This is a genomic window from Novosphingobium decolorationis (assembly GCF_018417475.1).
In the GTDB taxonomy this organism is placed as follows: Bacteria; Pseudomonadota; Alphaproteobacteria; order Sphingomonadales; family Sphingomonadaceae; genus Novosphingobium; species Novosphingobium decolorationis.
In genome coordinates this window covers 4,041,256-4,059,570 of record NZ_CP054856.1, presented here as the reverse complement: position 1 = coordinate 4,059,570, position 18,315 = coordinate 4,041,256, and the positions used below count along the sequence as shown (strand labels likewise).

12 protein-coding genes are annotated in these 18,315 nt (G+C 66.7%); 8 read left to right on the top strand and 4 right to left on the bottom strand.

Going from position 1 to position 18,315, the window contains the following annotated elements; genetic code table 11:
* Positions 1–4: 4 nt before the first annotated feature.
* From HT578_RS18840 to HT578_RS18830, 3 genes are all read right to left on the bottom strand, one after another.
* Positions 5–1,051: a substrate-binding domain-containing protein gene (locus HT578_RS18840; protein ID WP_039388189.1), complete on the bottom strand. Its 1,047-nt coding sequence runs from the start codon at positions 1,049–1,051 to the stop codon at positions 5–7.
* Between the two features lie 330 nt (positions 1,052–1,381).
* Positions 1,382–2,821 carry an OprO/OprP family phosphate-selective porin gene (locus tag HT578_RS18835; protein ID WP_213501061.1) on the bottom strand — a complete coding sequence of 480 codons (1,440 nt, stop codon included), beginning with the start codon at positions 2,819–2,821 and terminating at the stop codon, positions 1,382–1,384.
* Between the two features lie 152 nt (positions 2,822–2,973).
* The gene (locus tag HT578_RS18830) at positions 2,974–3,984 is read right to left on the bottom strand and encodes a sensor histidine kinase (protein WP_239026356.1); all 1,011 of its coding nucleotides are present in this window, start codon (positions 3,982–3,984) and stop codon (positions 2,974–2,976) included.
* Positions 3,985–4,322: 338 nt separating this feature from the next.
* Here HT578_RS18830 and zwf point away from each other — a divergent pair, with 338 nt between their 5' ends.
* From zwf to HT578_RS18790, 8 genes are all read left to right on the top strand, one after another.
* A complete protein-coding gene (gene zwf, locus HT578_RS18825) occupies positions 4,323–5,765 on the top strand; it encodes a glucose-6-phosphate dehydrogenase (RefSeq protein ID WP_213501060.1) in 1,443 nt (480 codons plus the stop codon).
* Positions 5,766–5,882: 117 nt separating this feature from the next.
* Positions 5,883–7,712 carry a phosphogluconate dehydratase gene (gene edd, locus HT578_RS18820; protein ID WP_213501059.1) on the top strand — a complete coding sequence of 610 codons (1,830 nt, stop codon included), beginning with the start codon at positions 5,883–5,885 and terminating at the stop codon, positions 7,710–7,712.
* Positions 7,713–7,783: 71 nt separating this feature from the next.
* The gene (locus tag HT578_RS18815) at positions 7,784–8,764 is read left to right on the top strand and encodes a glucokinase (RefSeq protein WP_213501058.1); all 981 of its coding nucleotides are present in this window, start codon (positions 7,784–7,786) and stop codon (positions 8,762–8,764) included.
* Positions 8,764–9,390 carry a bifunctional 4-hydroxy-2-oxoglutarate aldolase/2-dehydro-3-deoxy-phosphogluconate aldolase gene (eda, locus tag HT578_RS18810; protein WP_039388198.1) on the top strand — a complete coding sequence of 209 codons (627 nt, stop codon included), beginning with the start codon at positions 8,764–8,766 and terminating at the stop codon, positions 9,388–9,390. Before HT578_RS18815 ends, eda begins: the two co-directional genes overlap by 1 nt.
* Positions 9,391–9,442: 52 nt before the next feature.
* On the top strand, positions 9,443–12,229 hold the full coding sequence (locus HT578_RS18805) for a phosphoenolpyruvate carboxylase (protein WP_213501057.1): 2,787 nt from the start codon (positions 9,443–9,445) through the stop codon (positions 12,227–12,229).
* 97 nt (positions 12,230–12,326) lie between these two features.
* Positions 12,327–13,532: a hydrolase gene (locus tag HT578_RS18800; RefSeq protein ID WP_213501056.1), complete on the top strand. Its 1,206-nt coding sequence runs from the start codon at positions 12,327–12,329 to the stop codon at positions 13,530–13,532.
* Positions 13,529–14,551, top strand: a complete 1,023-nt coding sequence (locus tag HT578_RS18795) for an arginine N-succinyltransferase (protein ID WP_213501055.1) — start codon at positions 13,529–13,531, stop codon at positions 14,549–14,551. The genes HT578_RS18800 and HT578_RS18795 overlap by 4 nt, the downstream gene beginning before the upstream one ends.
* Positions 14,552–14,564: 13 nt before the next feature.
* Positions 14,565–15,827, top strand: a complete 1,263-nt coding sequence (locus HT578_RS18790) for an N-succinylarginine dihydrolase (RefSeq protein WP_213501054.1) — start codon at positions 14,565–14,567, stop codon at positions 15,825–15,827.
* Positions 15,828–15,877: 50 nt separating this feature from the next.
* Here the strand turns inward: HT578_RS18790 and HT578_RS18785 are convergent, their stop codons facing one another.
* Positions 15,878–18,097: a transglycosylase domain-containing protein gene (locus HT578_RS18785; protein ID WP_213501053.1), complete on the bottom strand. Its 2,220-nt coding sequence runs from the start codon at positions 18,095–18,097 to the stop codon at positions 15,878–15,880.
* Positions 18,098–18,315: the final 218 nt, after the last annotated feature.

Below are 18,315 nucleotides of genomic sequence, written 5' to 3'. Positions count from 1 at the left end.
CTTCTTACTTCAGTTCGCTCGGGTCGAGGAGCGTGCCCTCGGCGATGACCTTCGCGTTCTTTTCGCGCACGTCATCGGGCGAGATTACCATGCCCTTCTTCTTGAGGATGCCGTCGGGGCCCCAAGCCTTGGGCCAGGCGGCGACGTAGTCGGCAAGGCCCTTGATCGGGGCCATGTGCTGCTTCTTCACGTAGATGTAAAGCGGACGTGCGCCGGGATAGGAGAAGTCGGAGATCGAGGCGTAGGTCGGGGTCACGCCCGACATCGGGATGCCCTTGAGCACGTCGCCGTTCTCTTCGAGGAACGAGTAGCCGAAGATACCCACGGCCTTCGAATTCTGCGAGATCTTCTGAACGATCAGGTTGTCGTTCTCGCCCGCATCGACATAGGGGCCGTCTTCGCGGATCTGGTGGCAGGTCGCCTCGTACTTGTCCTTGTCGCTGTCCTTGAGCGCCTTGGTCGCCGCGTCGGTCTTGCAGCCCGCTTCCAGGATCAGTTCCTTGAGCGCGTCACGCGTGCCCGAGGTCGAGGGCGGACCGTAGACGAGGATGGGCATGTCGGGCAGCGCCGGGTTCACGTCCTTCCAGGTCTTGGCGGTGTTGGGCTTGCCGAACGGATTGGCGGCGAGCGCCTTGTAGATATCGGCCGGCGTCAGCGCCATGCCCGGGCCATCCTTGGCCTCGGCAAAGGCGATGCCGTCGATGCCGACCTGGATCTCCATGATCTCGGTGACGCCGTTGGCCTTGCAGGTTTCGTATTCGGACTTCTTCATCCGGCGCGAGGCGTCCTCGACATCGGGGAAGTCGAAGCCGACGCCCTGGCAGAAGAGTTCCATGCCCGCGCCCGTGCCGGTCGATTCGATGACCGGCGACTTGCTGCCCGAGCTGCGGGCGAAGTCCTCGGCGACCGCGGTCGCGAAGGGATAGACCGTCGAGGAGCCGACGGCGGTCACGTAGTCGCGCGCGCCCGAGGCGCCGCCGCCCGAGCTACCGCAGGCGCTGAGCGCGAACACCGAAGCCGCGGCGAGGACGAGAGAACTGATGGATCGCATGAAGATATCCCTTGGTCTGGACGTGCCGACGCCCCTATTGGCCTTGAATGACACTTCCATGACGAAAGCATGACATTCTTCGGCGGGGCCCGGAATAGGTCGTGTCAGGTTCGGTCTAAGTTGGTCTTCCGCGCAGGCGGCCACCCCCTCCTGGGCTGGCCGTCCCGCTGCGGGTCTAGGGCGTGCCCCGAAGCGATGCAAGCTGCACCGGGCGCGCAAAGGTCGGGATTTCCTCCTCCTTTTGGACAGGAAAACCCGCAAGGTCAGGACCCGGGAGGCGCAGGCGGTGCCGATCGCTCCTGCGCGCGCCTCCCGTTTGTCAGTACAGGATCAGAAGTCGACCTGCGCGCGCATCGCGATCACATCCACCCCGTAGGAACGGCTGCCGTCCGCGGTCTGATAGAACGCATCGGTGTAATCGAGGCGCGCGTAGTTGAGCATGAGGCGGGTGTAGTCGGTCTGTGTCCAGATCAGCGAAGCCTCATAGCCCTTCTGGCTGCCGCCCACGATCCCCGCATCGGTGAGGTCGAGATAATCGTAGCGCAAGTTCACCTGGAGCGCCCCGAAGCCGCCCTCGCCCACCGGACGCGCGGGCTTCACGCGGTCGAAGGTGCCGTGCTTGTAGCCGCGGGTATCCCCCTTGGTGAGGAAGTAGCCCACTTCGATGGCCCCGCCGAAGAAGGTCGGATCGGCATCGCCCACCGGGCGCGAAACGTGCTGCCAGTGGCCTTCCGCGCTCGCGTGGAAACGCCCGGCGATGACCGCACTCTCCAGACCATAGCCAATCTCGGCGTCGGCCGAGAAGAGTCCGGTGTTGATGTAGCGGGTCGAGGTGAAGTGCTCGAAGGGACGCTGGCGGTAGCGCACGGCCGAGCCCTGCTCGGGCAGCTTGGCGTAGTGGTACGAACCACCCAGGTGCACCTGGGCCGAGCCGATCTTCGGGGCATAGACCACGCGCGTGTCCACGCTGAAGTTCTTGTTGGGCGTATCCTCGGCATTGTCCGAGAAGATGCCGCCCTGCAGCAGCAGGTCGCCGGTGCTGTACTGGGCCGAGATGCCGATGCGGCGCTCGAAGTTGAAGGCGTCGGTATAGGCCGCGCGTTCGATGAACGAGGTGTTGAGGCTGCTCGAGAGCTCTTCCAGCCCCTGGAAGGTGTTGTGCTGGCCCGCGATGATCTCGAGCCCGCCATCCTCGTAGCTGACGTAGGCGTCGGTGAAGTCGGCCGCGCCGGGTGCGAACTCGGTCTCGAACTTGTAGCCGAATCCGCCCGGTATCTTGCCGGTCACGCGCAGACGCGCGCGGCGCACTTCGCTGCCGAAGCCGTCGCTCGGCCCCAGACTGTCAGGCGCATCGATGTAGCCCGCGTCGAGGTTGAGGCGTCCGCCCAGCTTGAAAGCCCAGCCATCCGAGGTCGTGACCTCGGGACCGCCCTTGAACTTGATCTTCACGTCGGGCGAGGCCGCCTTGGCGGGGGCCGCTGCGGCGGCTACCGCAGGAGCAGGACTTGCCGGGGCGCTGGCCGCGAGCGCAGGTGCCGAAGCCGCGGCAGGAACAGCCGCCGGCACAGCGGGCGCTTGCGCGACCTGGGCTTCCAGATCCGCGATGCGGGCGGCCATGCGGGCCATCTGCGCGCGCATCTCCGCAAGTTCGCGCGCGACGGCGCTATCCGCACCTGCCTGTGCGCCATCCGCGGCATAGGCGTCGATAGGGGCACCACCAGCCAGCACGAGTGCTACGGCCGCTGCCGAAATTCCAAGAACTGAACGCAACCCGAGACCTCATTTTCTAACGTCGATGTGTCTGTCCGGCGACGCCACTATGACCAGCAAATGTCACTTTGATGACACGAACCGGCAACAGAGAGGCGAACGCCGAAGCAACGACGCGTTCAAATGCTCAAGTGCTTGTCTTCGTACTTAAATCAATTTTCGCGCAGCGGCAGCATCAGCGACGCGGTCGTGCCCGCGCCAGGACGGCTGTCGATATCGAATCGGCCGCGATGACGCTCGACGATGTGCTTGACGATGGAAAGTCCGAGCCCGGTGCCGCCTGCCGCACGGCTGCGGCTGTTGTCGGCGCGGTAGAAACGCTCGGTCACGCGGGGCAGGTGTTCGGGCGCAATGCCCTCACCCTCGTCGCGCACCATGACCAGCACCCAGCCAGTGCGCGCGACCTCCACCGAAAGGTGCACGGTGCCATCGGCCTTGCCGTACTTGAGCGCGTTGTCGATGAGATTGCGCAGGACCTGCAGCAATTGACCCTTGTCCCCCGCGATCACCGCGTGCTCGGCATTGACGACCAGCTCGATCGTGGCGCTGCTCCGGAATTCCCCGGCAACTTCCTGGGCGAGCTGGACCATGTCGACGCTGTCCGAAGGGACCTCGTGCTTGACCGCCTCGATGCGCGAGAGCGACATGAGGTCCGAGATCAGCGCCTGCATGCGCTGCGCCTCGTGGCGGATCGTGCCAAGGAAGCGTTCGCGCAGTTCCTCGTTGCCGCCTGCCTTGGGGTTCATAAGTGTTTCGACGTAGCCGATCACGTTGGCGAGCGGCGTGCGCAGCTCGTGACTGGCGTTGGCAACGAAGTCGGCGTGCGACTTGGCCACGCTCACCCGCTCGGAAAGGTCGTAAAGGCTGACGATCCGGTCGCCGCCTGGCAGCACCTTGCAATCCACTTCCCACACGCTGCCTCCGGTGGAAAGCCCCGAGATCCGGGCCGTACCGCCTGTTTCGCTGAGGATCGCGGCGACCGCCTTGGGGTCGCGGATCGCAATGCGCACGTCCTGCCCGACGATGTGCGCGCCCAACAGGTCCTTCGCCGCCGAATTGGCAAAGCGCACCTGCCCGCGCGCAACCATGACCGCCGGCGTCTGGAGATGCTCCAGCAGATCCACCCCTTCGATGACCATCAATCGCGTATCCTCAATCTTCATCCACCAGCTTCCCGCCCCTGCCCCAAGGGCCTTCCCGCGCCCGGGCTCTCACCCCCCGAACAGCGCTGCAGCGGAAACTCCGTCATGCAACGCCGCCACACGATCAGCAAGCCTTGCTAGAGGCGCAAGACGACAGTCCTGTGGCAAGCGGCAAGGCCGTGCGATGCATCTTGCACATCTGCGCCCCGCGTGGGGTGCAAGCTGCATTCAAAACGGAGCAACTGCCTAGCGGATGACATATACCCTTGATATGCTGCGCCCGCGTGGTCCAAAGAGGCCGTGACACAAGATTCACGATGGCCGGGAGGAGGAGCTCGGCCTCAGGTGGAAAGGCTTACGTGACCAAATTCACTTCCGATCGACTCCTCCTGTTCGGCGCGACGGGCGACCTTTCGCGTCGAATGCTCCTGCCCTCGCTCTGCGCGCTGGATGCCGAAGGGCTGCTCGATCCCGATATCCAGATCATCGCCACCGCGCGCTCCGAGATGGACGACCAGGCGTTTCGCAACTTCGCGCGCGAATCGCTGGAGCAGTTCCTCGCGCCCGAACGCCGTGGCGGCATGGCGACCTTTCTCAACCGCCTGTTCTACCAGCAGCTCGATGCGAACGACCCGGAAGGGTACAAGGCGCTCGCGGCCAAGGTGGGCGAGCCCAAGCAGGGCCTCTCGATCTTTCTTTCGACCGCGCCCAGCCTGTTCGAGCCGACGATCCGGGGCCTTGAGCAGAACGGCCTGGCCGGCCCCAACGTGCGCATCGCGCTCGAAAAGCCGCTGGGCATCGACCTTGCCTCCAGCAAGGTCATCAACGATGCCGTTGCCTCGGCCTTCCCCGAGGACCGCATCTTCCGCATCGACCACTATCTGGGCAAGGAAACCGTCCAGAACCTGATCGCGCTGCGCTTTGCCAACCTCATGTTCGAGCCGCTGTGGAACGCAGCGCACATCGACCATGTCCAGATCACCGTCTCCGAGACCGTGGGCCTGGAATCACGCGTGGGGTACTACGACGATTCGGGTGCGCTGCGCGACATGGTGCAGAACCACATGCTCCAGCTTCTCGCGCTCGTCGCGATGGAGCCGCCCGTCTCCTACGAGGCAACGACGGTGCGCGATGAAAAGGTCAAGGTCCTGCGCTCGCTGCGCCAGATCAAGGCCGAGGAAACCGTCACCGGGCAGTACCGCGCAGGCGCCATCAACGGCGAGGCCGTCCCCGGCTACGACGAGGAACTGGGCAAGCCTTCCGACACCGAGACCTTCGTCGCGATCAAGGCCCATATCGACAACTGGCGCTGGCAGGGCGTGCCCTTCTACATGCGCACCGGCAAGCGCATGCCCAAGCGCACGACCGAGGTCGTCGTCCAGTTCCGCGACGTGCCCCACTCGATCTTCTCGGGACGCGGCGCGCGCACGGTGCCCAATCGCCTCGTCATCTCGCTCCAGCCGGACGAGAACATCACGCTCTCGCTCATGGCCAAGATGCCCGGGCTTGACCGTGAGGGCTTCGGCCTGCGCGCGATCCCGCTGGCCATCTCGATGCCCGACGCCTTTGCCGGCCCGCAGCGGCGCATCGCCTACGAACGCCTCTGGCTCGACCTGATCGAAGGTGACCAGACCCTGTTCGTGCGCCGCGACGAAGTGGAAGCCCAGTGGGAGTGGATCGACGCGATCCGCGCCACCTGGGAGGAACACCGGATCGAGCCCAAGACTTATACGGCTGGAAGCTGGGGACCGTCCGCCGCCATCGCCCTTGCCGAGCGCGACGGCGTGACCTGGCACGAATAAGGCCGGCCTGCGACCTCTCGCGGCCCTTCTTTCGGGCCGGAAACTTGAAGATTGCACGCGCACGCGCCGTCCCCCTCGGCCGGGCAGGCGGCGTGAAGCGCGATCAGGAGAATACCCATGACCCACCTCGCCCCCGTGGTAGACCGCGTCACCGACCGCATCATCGAACGTTCAAAGGAAAGCCGCGCGGCGTACCTGGAGATGGTGCGCGGCGAAGCTGGAAAGCACTCGGACCGCTCGTTCCTGTCCTGCTCGAACCTGGCCCACGGCTTTGCCGCCAGCGGCGAGGACAAGGGCGCGATCGCGGCGATGAGCACGATCAACATCGGCATTGTCACCGCCTTCAACGACATGCTCTCGGCCCACCAGCCCTATGGTCGCTACCCCGAGCAGATGAAGCTCTATGCCCGTGAAGTGGGTGCGACCGCGCAGGTCGCAGGCGGCGTGCCCGCCATGTGCGACGGCGTTACGCAAGGCTTCGATGGCATGGAGCTCTCGCTCTTCAGCCGCGACACCATCGCGCTCTCGACCGCCGTCGCGCTCTCCCACGCGATGTTCGACGGCATGACCTTGCTGGGCATCTGCGACAAGATCGTCCCGGGCCTCGTCATCGGGGCGCTGCGTTTCGGACATCTCCCGGCCGTCTTCATCCCGTCCGGCCCCATGCCCAGCGGCATCTCCAACAAGGAGAAGCAGAAGACCCGTCAGCTCTACGCCGAGGGCAAGGTCGGCCGCGAGGAACTGCTCGCCAGCGAAAGCGCCAGCTACCACTCGGCGGGCACCTGCACCTTCTACGGCACGGCCAACTCCAACCAGATGATGATGGAGATGATGGGCCTGCACATGCCGGGTGCCGCCTTCGTGCCGCCCAACACGCCGCTGCGCCAGGCCGTCACCCGTGCCGCCACGCACCGTGTCGCAGCCATGAGCCGCAAGGGCGACGACTACCGCCCGATGGCCGAAGTCGTCGATGAAAAGGCCATCGTCAACGCCATGGTGGGCCTCCTCGCCACCGGCGGCTCGACCAACCACGCCATCCACATTCCCGCGATGGCGCGCGCGGCGGGTATCCTTGTCGACTGGCAGGACCTCTCCGAGCTGTCCTCGGCCGTCCCTCTCCTCACCCGCGTCTACCCCAACGGATCGGGCGACGTGAACCACTTCCACGCCGCGGGCGGCATGGCCTGGGTCGTGCGCGAACTGCTCGATGCTGGCCTTGCCCATGAGGACGTCCTGACCATCGCGGAAGGCGGCATGCGCGCCTACGCCACCGAACCCACGATGGACGGCGACCAGCTCACCTGGAAGCCCGCACCCGAAACCTCGGGCGATGACACCATGCTGCGCACTGTCGCAGAGCCGTTCCAGCCCGATGGCGGCATGCGCCTTGTCGAAGGCAACATCGGGCGCGCCACCTTCAAGACCAGCGCGGTCGAGAAGGAGCGCTGGACGATCGAGGCGCCCTGCCGTGTCTTCGAAACCCAGGAAGCGGTCTCCGCCGCGTTCAAGGCAGGCGAACTCGACCGCGACGTCGTCGTCGTCGTGCGTTTCCAGGGCCCGCGCGCCAACGGCATGCCCGAACTGCACAAGCTGACCCCGCCGCTCGGCATCCTGCAGGATCGTGGCTACAAGGTTGCGCTGGTAACGGACGGGCGCATGTCCGGCGCCTCGGGCAAGGTCCCCGCCGCGATCCACGTCACCCCCGAAGCGCTCGCGGATGTCGAAGGCAACTGGGGCCCGCTGGCCTACCTCCAGGATGGCGACATCGTGAAGGTCTGCGCCGAGACGGGCGAGCTTTCGACCACCGCCGATCTTGCCAGCCGCGCGCCCGCTGAAGCGCCCAAGCCCGCGATGGGCATGGGCCGCGAGCTTTTCGCCATGTTCCGCCTGTCCGCCAGCGGCGCGGAACAGGGCGGCTCGGCCATGCTCCAGGTCGCCGGCCTGTGAGCGCGGCCGGGACCATCGCACGGCCCGAAGCTGCGCCGAATAGCGGCATGGCCGGGCAACCGGAGAGAGAGATGACCCAGCTTGTCTCCGTCGACATCGGCGGAACCCATGCCCGCTTTGCCATTGCCACGGTCGATGCCGATGGCGCGATCACGCTGGGTGAACCGGCAACGCTCCACACCAAGGACCACGGCAGCTTCCAGCTCGCCTGGCAGGCCTTTGCCCAGATGAACGGGGGCACCCTGCCCAAGGCCGTCTCCTTCGCGGTGGCCGGCCCGGTCGGGGGCGAGGTGATCAAGTTCACCAACAACCCCTGGATCATCCGCCCGGCCATGATCGAGGAGCGCCTCGGCGCCACCAGCTTCACCATCGTCAACGATTTCGAGGCCGTGGGCCACGCGGTCGCCTGCGCCGATGAGAGCGAATTCATCCACCTCGCAGGCCCCGACTCCCCCCTGCCCCCGCGCGGAACCCTCAGTGTTCTGGGGCCGGGCACCGGCCTTGGCGTCGCCCATGTCTGGCGCGACGGCGTGAAGGGCTACCACGTCCAGGCGACCGAGGGCGGCCACATCGACTTCTCGCCGCTCGACCTCATCGACGATGCGATCCTGGCGCGGCTGCGCAAGCGCCACAACCGCGTCTCGGTCGAACGCGTGGTCTCGGGACCCGCCATCGTCGATATCTACGAGACCCTGGCCGCGATGCAGCAGACCCCACATGTCGACAAGACCGACATCGAGATCTGGACGGCGGGCACCTCTGATTCCAAGGAAGACCCGCTGGCCGCCGCTGCGGTTGACCGCTTCTGTCTTTCGCTGGGCGCGGCGGCAGGCGATTACGCCCTGGCCCAGGGCGCCAGCGGCGTCGTCATCGCGGGCGGCCTTGGCTACCGCATCCGCGAGACCATCCTCAAGTCCGGCTTCTCCGAGAAGTTCTGCGCCAAGGGCCGCTTTGCCAACATGATGGCAAACCTTCCCGTCAAGCTTATCACCCATCCCCAGCCCGGCCTCTTCGGAGCCGCCGCGGCCTATGTCCGGGAGCACCTTTCCTGATGTCCGACTATGCAGCCCGCGTCGAGGCCGTAATGCGCCTCGCCCCCGTCGTTCCCGTTCTCGTGATCGAGGATGTGGCCCACGCCGTGCCGATCGCCGAGGCGCTCGTCGCCGGCGGCCTGCCTGCGCTCGAAGTCACGCTGCGCACGCCCTGCGCGCTCGACGTCATCAAGGCGATGAAGACCGTGCCCGGCGCAACTGTGGGCGCAGGTACCGTGCTCAACCCGACCGACATGGCAAAGGCGCTCGATGCGGGCGCCGAATTCCTCGTCTCGCCCGGCCTTACCCCACAGCTTGGCGAAGCCGCGCTCAAGGCCGATGCCCCGCTGCTTCCGGGCACGTCGAACGCGACCGATGTCATGCTCGCGCTCGACATGGGCTTTGAACGTCTCAAGTTCTTCCCCGCCATGGCCGCGGGCGGCCCCCCGGCGCTGAAGGCCATTTCGGCGCCGCTCGCGGCGGCCAAGTTCTGCCCCACCGGCGGCGTCTCGCTCGCCAACGCGCCCGACTGGCTTGCCCTCGATGCGGTCATCTGCGTCGGCGGCAGCTGGATGGTGCCCAAGGGCGCGCCCGATGTCGCCAGGATCGAGGCCGATGCGCGCGAGGCCGCTGCCCTGAAGGCCTGATCCCACCCCTTTCCCTCCCCACCTGCCTGCAGTTCGCGAAGGAGACATGACGATGACCGGACCCGCCCTCACCACCGTCGAGGACCTCACCGCCCGCCTTCGTGAACTGCACAAGCTCACAGCGCAAACACCGCTCTACAACCCCGTTTTCCAGCTCGGGCTCGAACTCTCGCGCAAACTGGAAAACGGGGAGATGTCGCTCGACGCCATCGAGGCGCTGGTCGCCGAGATGGAGTGCGAGGGCCTGCGCGCCCGCGCCGCCCGGCTTGACCGGATCCTGGGCACGCTCCCCCCCGAAGCGAACGACACCGCGCTCGACACGGCGGCGAGCGAGGACGACTTCACCGCCTTTGCCGCACGCTGGCAGCGCCCGGCCGGACATGTCGTCTTCACGGCGCACCCGACATTCCTGCTGACACAGGCCCAGACCGAGGCCGTGGCCGGCTCCGCCTCGACCGGCGATTTCTCGCAGGCCAGCGTCTGCACGGCGGACGCCACCCGCGACACCATCACTCTCGACTACGAACACGCCAAGGCCATGGCCGCCCTGGCCCGGGGCCAGAAGGCGCGCGACCGCATGGCCGGGCGCCTCTTTGATCTGGCCGCAACGCGCTGGCCCAAGCGCTGGAAGAGCCTCCAGCCCTGCCCTGTGCGCTTTGCCACCTGGGTCGGCTACGACATGGACGGGCGCACCGACATCTCGTGGAACACCTCGATCCGCTACCGCCTCCAGGAAAAGGCGATGCGGCTCGAAGGCTATGCGGCCAGCCTTGAGGCGCTCGAACCGGAGATCGCGGGGCGCCTGGCGCGCGCGGCCGCCCACACCTCCGAGATGGCCACCCTCTTTGCCCAGGATTTCTCCGATCCCGGCGCGCTGTCCAGGGCCGCCAACGCGCTCACCGCCGCGCATCCCGACAAGATCGTCAGCCTCGACGGCACCATCGTCGAACTGGAAGAAGAAGCGCGCCACGCCGGGCAGGAGACCGCGCGCGACCTGCTGGTTGTCGCCGCCGCGATGCGCGCCGATGGTCTGGGCATGGGCGGCATCCACTTTCGCGTGAACGCCTCGCAGCTCCAGAACGCGATCCGCCGCCGCATTGATCCTGACGGGAAGCTCTCCCTCTCCAGCCAGGCCGCGCTCATGCGCATGCGCGAACTGCTGGCCGAGGTGAAGCCGGTGAAGTCCAACTTCGCGGCCCTCGCCATCGAGAACAGCACCGCCGTGCGCCAGTTCCTCGCCATGGCGCAGATCCTGGCCCACATCGACGCCGATTCCCCGATCCGCATGCTGGTCGCCGAATGCGAGCAGCCCACCACCGTCCTTGCCGCGCTCTATTTCGCCCGCAAGTTCGGGATCGAGGACATGGTCGATGTCTCCCCCCTGTTCGAGACCGAGACCGCGCTCGAACACGGAGGCCGCTTCCTCGACGCCGTCCTCGCCGAACCGGCCTTCCGCGACTATGCGCGCCTGCGCGGCCGGGTCTGCATCCAGACCGGCTTTTCCGACGCGGGCCGCTTCGTCGGACAGATCCCCGCCGCGCTGGCCATCGAGCGCCTGCAGGGGCGCCTGGCCGAAGCCATGGCGGCCAACGCCATGACCGATGTTGCCGCGCTCATCTTCAACACCGGCGGCGAATCGATGGGCCGGGGCTGCCATCCCTCCAGCGTCGATGACCGTTTCGACTGGCAGATGTCGCCCTGGGCCCGCCGCCGCTTCCTGCGCGCCGGGATCAAGCTGGAACCCGAAGTCTCCTTCCAGGGGGGCGATGGCTACTTGTGGTTCGGTTCGGACGAGCTCGCGCTCGCCACGCTCACCCGCATGGCCGAGCGGCCGCTGTGGGGCGCGGACCCCGAAGCGCAGACCGACGTCTTCTACCGGAGGACCGACCTCAGCCTCGACTTCTACCGCAACATCCGCAGTGTTCAGCACGCGCACCTGGAATCGAGCACCTACAGCCGCGCGATCACCGCCTTTGGCCTGGGCATGCTGAACGACACCGGCAGCCGCAAGTCGCGCCGCCAGTCCGACCTCGCCTCGGACCGCACGATGAACCTGCGCCAGATCCGCGCGATCCCGCACAACGCGATCCTCCAGCAGCTGGGCTATCCGGTCAACGTGATCGCGGGCGTGGGCACCGCGGCGGATGGCAACGTCGAGGAGATCGCCGAGCTGCTCAAGGACAGCGCGCGCGGACGCCAGATCATGCGCCTTGTGCGCGCGGCCGATTCCATCGCCTCGATCAAGACGGTGGGCGCCTATGGCGAGCTGTTCAACTCCGCCTACTGGGCCAGCCGTCCGTACCGGGGCGATGAGCAGTACATCACCGATGCCTGCCTCAAGATCGGCGAGTACCTCACCAAGGACGACCGCACCGGCGTCTTCCGCCGCCTCGCCTCGCGCCTGCGGGTGGACGCAATGAAGCTGCACAAGCTGATGGACCTTGTCCCCGACGAGCAGCCCCTGCCCGACCGCGAGCACACCCGCCGCTCGCTCGGCGTGCTCCAGGCCCTGCGCATCGCGCTGATGAAGCACATGTTCCTGCGCGCGGTCATGGTCCCGGCCTTCAGCCGCGCCAACGACATCAGCCGTGACGACGTGCTGGAAATGGTCTTCACCCTGCGCACCGAAGATGCCCTTGCCCAGCTACGCCGCGCCTTCCCGATCCACTTCCCCTCGATCCAGGACTTCGAGATCGACGAGCCTAGCGAATACCCCGATGGCAGCGCGGCAGGCTACGGCCAGATCCACGAGGACTACATCCAGCCAATCGAGCGCAGCCACGCACTGGGCCTTCGCATCACCACGGCCATCGCCAATGAATTCGGCGCCCATGGCTAATCCTCCTCATACCTGAGCCGGAACCCCGCGCTTGCCCTCCCGTTATAATTATGTTTCGTACTCGAAAAATGATCAAACAGGGAAAGGACCGCGCCGGATGACCGGACTGACCCACGAGGAACAGGCGCTGATCGCGCCCATCGAACGCACGCCGATCGAGGCGCGCACGCTCGACTGGGCGGGCGTGAACAGCGGCACCGCCAACCTGGACGGGCTCGCAACCATGGCGCGCAAGCTTGGCGATGCCTTCGCGCAGCTGCCGGGCGAGATCTCGCTGGTCGAACCGACCGAGGTCGAGAAGGTGGACAGCGAAGGCAAGCCGCAGGCCCAGCCCCACGGGCGCCACCTCGTCCTCTCGGTCCGCCCCGAAGCGGCACGGCGCGTGATCCTGACCGGCCACATGGACACGGTCTATGCGAGGGAACACCCCTTCCAGACCTGCGACTGGCTGGATAGCGACACCCTGCACGGCCCCGGCACGGCGGACATGAAGGGCGGCCTTGCGCTCATGCTCGAAGGGCTCCTGGCTTACGAGAAGGCGCAGCCGACGCTAGGCTACGATGTGATGATCAACGCCGACGAGGAGACAGGCTCGCTGTCCTCGAACGCCCTCATTGCCCGGCTTGCGAAGGACAAGCTCTTTGCCCTCACCTACGAGCCCGCGCTTCCCGATGGCTCGATGGCCCGCGCGCGGCCTGGCTCGGGAAATTACGCGGTGGTGATCCATGGCCGCTCGGCCCATGCAGGGCGCAATCCGGAGGACGGGCGCAACGCCATCCTGGCCGCCAGCGACCTTGCCCTGCGCCTGGCTGCGGGACGGCGCGACGGCTTGTCGGTGAACCCCGCCCGGATCGAGGGCGGCGGCCCCAACAACACCGTGCCCGACCTCGCCATCCTCCACTTCAACCTGCGCCCGCGCACGCCCGAACTGGCCGAAGCCGCCGAAGCGCTGGTCGAGGCCGCGATTGACGACGTCTCGCGCCTTCACGACGTCGCGATCCACGTCCACGGCGGCGTCTCACGCCCGCCCAAGCCGATCTCGAACCGGACAGATGCGCTTTACGGTGTCGTCTCCAAGGCCGCCTCGGATCTTGGCCAGGCGATGAGCTGGAAGGACACGGGCGGGGTGTGCGATGGCAACAACATCGCCGCGACCGGCGTGCCCGTCCTCGACACGATGGGGGTTCTGGGCGGCGCGATCCATTCCCCCGACGAGTTCATGCTCGCCTCCTCGCTCGCCCCGCGCGCGCAGCTGACCGCGCTTGTTCTTCACCGCATTGACCGCAAAGGCCTGCCTGCATGACCTTCCTTCTGCGTCCCGCCCGCGAAAAGGACCTCGAAGCGCTCTACCGCATGGCCAAGTCGACGGGCGGTGGCTTCACCAACCTCCCGCCCGACCGCCCCACCCTGCGCACCAAACTGGTGACGGCGGCCGCCTCCTTCGCCCGCACCGAAGAGGCACTGGGCGATGATCTCTTCCTCTTCATCCTGGAAAATACCGAGACCGGACGCATTGCCGGGACCTGCCAGATCTTCTCGCAGGTGGGCATCAAGTACCCCTTCTACTCCTACCGCATCGGACGCATCACCCAGCATTCCAAAGAGCTGGACCGCACCTTCCGCGCCGAGATGCTGACACTGTGCACCGACCTTGACGGGTCGAGCGAGGTGGGCGGGCTGTTCCTCGATGCCGGCGAACGCGCAAGCGGAGTGGGCAAGCTGCTCGCCCGCAGCCGTTACCTGTTCATGCGCGGCCACCGCGCACGCTTTGCCGACCGCACCCTGGCGGAACTGCGCGGCGCCATCGACGATGCCGGCAACTCCCCCTTCTGGGACGGGCTGGCCGGGCGTTTCTTCGACATGTCCTTTCGCGACGCGGACGAGTTCAACGCGCGCCACGGCCACCAGTTCATTGCCGATCTCATGCCCAAGCACCCGATCTATACCGCGCTCCTCTCCGAGGCCGCGCGGCAGGTCATGGGCCAGCCGCACTTTTCGGGCCGCCCCGCCAAGCGCATGCTGGAAAGCGAGGGTTTCGCCTTCCAGAACTACGTCGACATCTTCGACGGCGGGCCCTCGATGATGGCCGAGACCGACCGTATCCGCACCATCCAAGACGCCCAGGACGTGCGCATCGCCAGCCTGTCGGTTGCCAGCGAGGATCCGCCCAGCCACATCGTCTCGTGCGGCAAGCTCGCCGATTTCCGGGCCTGCCTTGCGCAAGTCGACGAGGCTGGCAGCGGCGCGATCACGCTTGACGCGGAAAGCGCCGCACTCCTGCAGGTCGCCCCCGGCGACACCGTCACCATCGCGCCCGTCTGAGGACCCGCCCACCATGATCACCGAAATCAACTTCGACGGCATCGTCGGCCCCAGCCACAACTACGCCGGCCTTAGCCTCGGCAATCTCGCCTCGGCGAAGAACACCGGCAAGATCGCGCGCCCGCGCGAGGCCGCGCTCCAGGGCCTCGCCAAGATGCGCGCAAACCTTGAGCGCGGCTTGCCGCAGGGCCTGTTCCTGCCCCAGCGCCGCCCCGACGAGGGCTGGCTGAAGCAGCTGGGCACGACCATCGAAGAGGCCAGTCCCGCGCTGCGCGCCAACGCGCTTTCCGCTTCCTCGATGTGGGCCGCAAACGCGGGCACGGTCAGCCCGGCTTCGGATTGCGCCGATGGCCGGTGCCACATCACCGTCGCCAATCTGGTCACCATGCCCCACCGCAGCCACGAGTGGCGCGAGACGCTGGCCCAACTCCTCCTCGCCTTTTCGGACGAAGAGGCCTTCGCCGTCCACGCGCCAGTCCCCGCGCCGTTCGGCGACGAGGGTGCAGCGAACCACATGCGCCTGTGCGCGCGCCATGACGCGCCGGGCATCGAGGTCTTCGTCTACGGCGAGACCGGCGGCCCCTTCCCCGCGCGCCAGCACCGCGAGGCGAGCGAAGCCATCGCGCGGCGCCATGGCCTTGATCCCGCCCGTACCGTCTTCGCACTTCAGTCGCCCGAGGCCATCGCGGCGGGGGCCTTCCACAACGACGTCGTCGCAGTCGCCAACGAGCGCGTGCTTTTTACGCACGAGCAGGCCTTCGCCGACAAGGACGCGCTTTATTCCGAGCTACGTGCCAAGCTGCCCGAAATCGAGATCGTCGAAGTGCCGGCCCACGCGGTCAGCCTTGCCGATGCGATCACGTCCTACCTGTTCAACGCCCAGCTGGTGACACTCCCTTCGGGCGAGGCCGCGCTGGTGCTGCCCGGCGAAGCACGCGAGACACCTTCAGTCTGGAACTGGCTGGAGGAGCATGTCGCGGGCAACGGTCCGATCCGCCAGCTCTTCGTCCACGACCTGCGCGAATCCATGGCGAACGGCGGCGGTCCCGCCTGCCTGCGCCTTCGCGTGGTCGCCGATCCGGCTGACGTGGACCCACGCTTTCTCGCCTCGCCCGAGAAGCTCGACGCCATCGCCGTCGTGGTCGAAGCCCACTGGCCCGAGACAATCGCGCCCGAGGACCTCGCGAGCCCCGAGCTATGGGCCCAGTGCATCACCGCGCGTGCGGCCCTATGCGCCGCGCTCGACCTTCCCGAACTCGACCGGGACAGCTTCTGAACCGCAACGGGGGCGGACCCTGTCCGGTCCGCCCCCGCTCCTGAACATCGCTAGTAAGGTACCTGCCCCGGCGCTGCGGGCGCCGGAGGCGGAGGTGTGCGCATAGGGCGCGGACTGCCCTGCCCGCGTGTCACGTTGACGGGGGGAGGCCCATTTGGCTGACGGCCGGTCGCGCGGTTTAGAAAATCATCGGTCGCCGCGGCGGGGCCCTGCGGAGCGGGCGCCGGGGCATAGGCCGGAGCCGGCCCTGGCCCATAGGCAGGATCGCCAACCCCCGAACCATCCTCGTAAAGCGGTTCATCGCCGTTCGCGCCCGGGCCTCGCGTGTCGGGGTAGACGACATTGCCGTACTCATCGACGTAGTAATACTCATCCGGGTCGCCCTGGAGGTACTCGTCGTCGGGTTCCAGCTGCCATTCGGGAAGCTTGAGCTCGGTCTCGAACTGCTCGACCGGACGGCCCTTCACCGCGACGGCCATATAGTCATGGAAGGCGCGCGCGGGCGCGTGTCCGCCCGAAAGGCCCGCCACGCGCTTGGCATCGTCGCGGCCCATCCACACGCCCGTCGTGATCCCACTCGAAAAGCCGAGGAACCAACCGTCCTTGTTGGAGGACGTCGTGCCCGTCTTGCCCGCGACCGGACGCCCGATCTGTGCCGCACGGCCGGTGCCGGTGGCCACCGTGGTCTGCAGCAGGTCGGTGATGCCCGCCGCGACGTAGGGCGGGACCAGCATCTTGCCCTGGACCGACTTGTGCTCATAGAGGACTTCGCCCGAGGTCGTCGTGACCTTGCGAATACCGAAGGGTTCAACCGACGTGCCCCCGGCCGAAACTGCGGCAAAGGCCTGCGTCATGTCGATCACGCGCACTTCCGAGGTCCCCAGAACCATCGAGGGGTTGGTGGAGACAGGGGTCGAGATGCCAAAGCGGCGCGCCATGCTGGCGACCGTCCCGAAGCCCACTTCCGAGCCCAGCTTGGCCGCAATGGTGTTCTTCGAATACGCAAAGGCCGTGCGCACGTCGATCTCGCCCGAGTACTTGCGGTTGGCGTTCTGCGGGCTCCAGCCATCGATCGTCACGGCTTCGTCGACCACCTTGTCATCGGGCGTGTAGCCCGCTTCCAGCGCAGCCATGTAGACGAACAGCTTCCAGGCCGAACCGGGCTGGCGCACCGCGCTCGTCGCACGGTTGTAGTTCGAGGTGACGTAATCGGTGCCGCCCACCATCGCGAGCACGCCGCCATCGCGGTCCAGGCTGACGAGCGCCCCCTGCGCGCCCTCAGGCGCATTCGCATCGACCGCCTTGGTCGCCGCCTCCTGCATCTTGGGGTCCAGCGTGGTCCACACCTCGATAGGCTCGCTGGTTTCGGGCAGCAGCATGTCGAGCTGGGGCAGCGCCCAGTCGGTGAAGTAGCGGACCGAGTTCTGCCCGGCATCGACCGCCATCTCGATCTCGGAAAGGTCGATCGAATTGGCCTCGGCCTGCGAAATCGCGCCGGTTTCCGCCATGAGGCCGAGCACGACCTTGCCGCGCCCGATCGAGGCTTCGACGTCCGCGGTCGGCGAATAGTGGGACGGGGCCTTCACCAGGCCTGCGATGATCGCCGCCTCGCCGGTCGAAAGCTCGGTCGCGGGGTGGCCGAAGAACTTGCGGCTGGCCGCGTCGATGCCATAGGCACCGCCGCCGAAATAGACCTTGTTGAGGTAAAGTTCGAGGATCTGGTCCTTGCTGAACTTGCGCTCCATGGCGAGCGCCAGGATCATCTCGCGCCCCTTGCGCCCAAAGGTGCGGGCGTTGTTGAGGAAGATGTTGCGCGCCAGCTGCTGGGTGATCGTGGAAGCGCCTTCGCGGAAGTGCCCGCGCTCCACACGCACCTTGAAGATGCGCGCCAGCGCCACCGGATCAACGCCGATGTGATCGCGGAAACGCCGGTCCTCGGTGGAAACGATGGCGTCCTTCATCACCTTGGGAATCTGGTCGTAACTCAGCCACTTGCCGTAGCTGGGCCCCAGCGAGACCAGCTCGGAGCCATCGTTCGCCCGCACGACGATCATCTGGCCGTTCTGGCTACTCTTGAGCGAGGTCATCCCGGGCAGTTCGCGCATGGTGAAGAACACGGCTGTGCCGAGGAAGATCGCGCCGAGTAGCGCCAGCGCCGTGCCCCAGATGAGCACGCCACGCAGGATGCGGCGCGCCAGCGGCGGCTTGGACGGCGACTTCTTGCGGGGGGACGCGCCGGATGCGGAGCCCCGGCCGGGTTTCTTGGCCATCGGAGTAGTGGAATTCCCTCTTGCGGACGACGATTGTCCGTTCGACGCCCTACACCTTGCAGATGGAATTGTAACCTGCCGTTAACAGCGCCCGGCGAGCGTGTTCAGCGCTTCATCGAGAGGCCGGTGCACCCCAGAAGCAAAGGACAGGATTCAAGGGGTCATCACCCCTTGCCCCCAAAATCGGCAACCTCACCGTTTTTACCCACCGTGGCGCG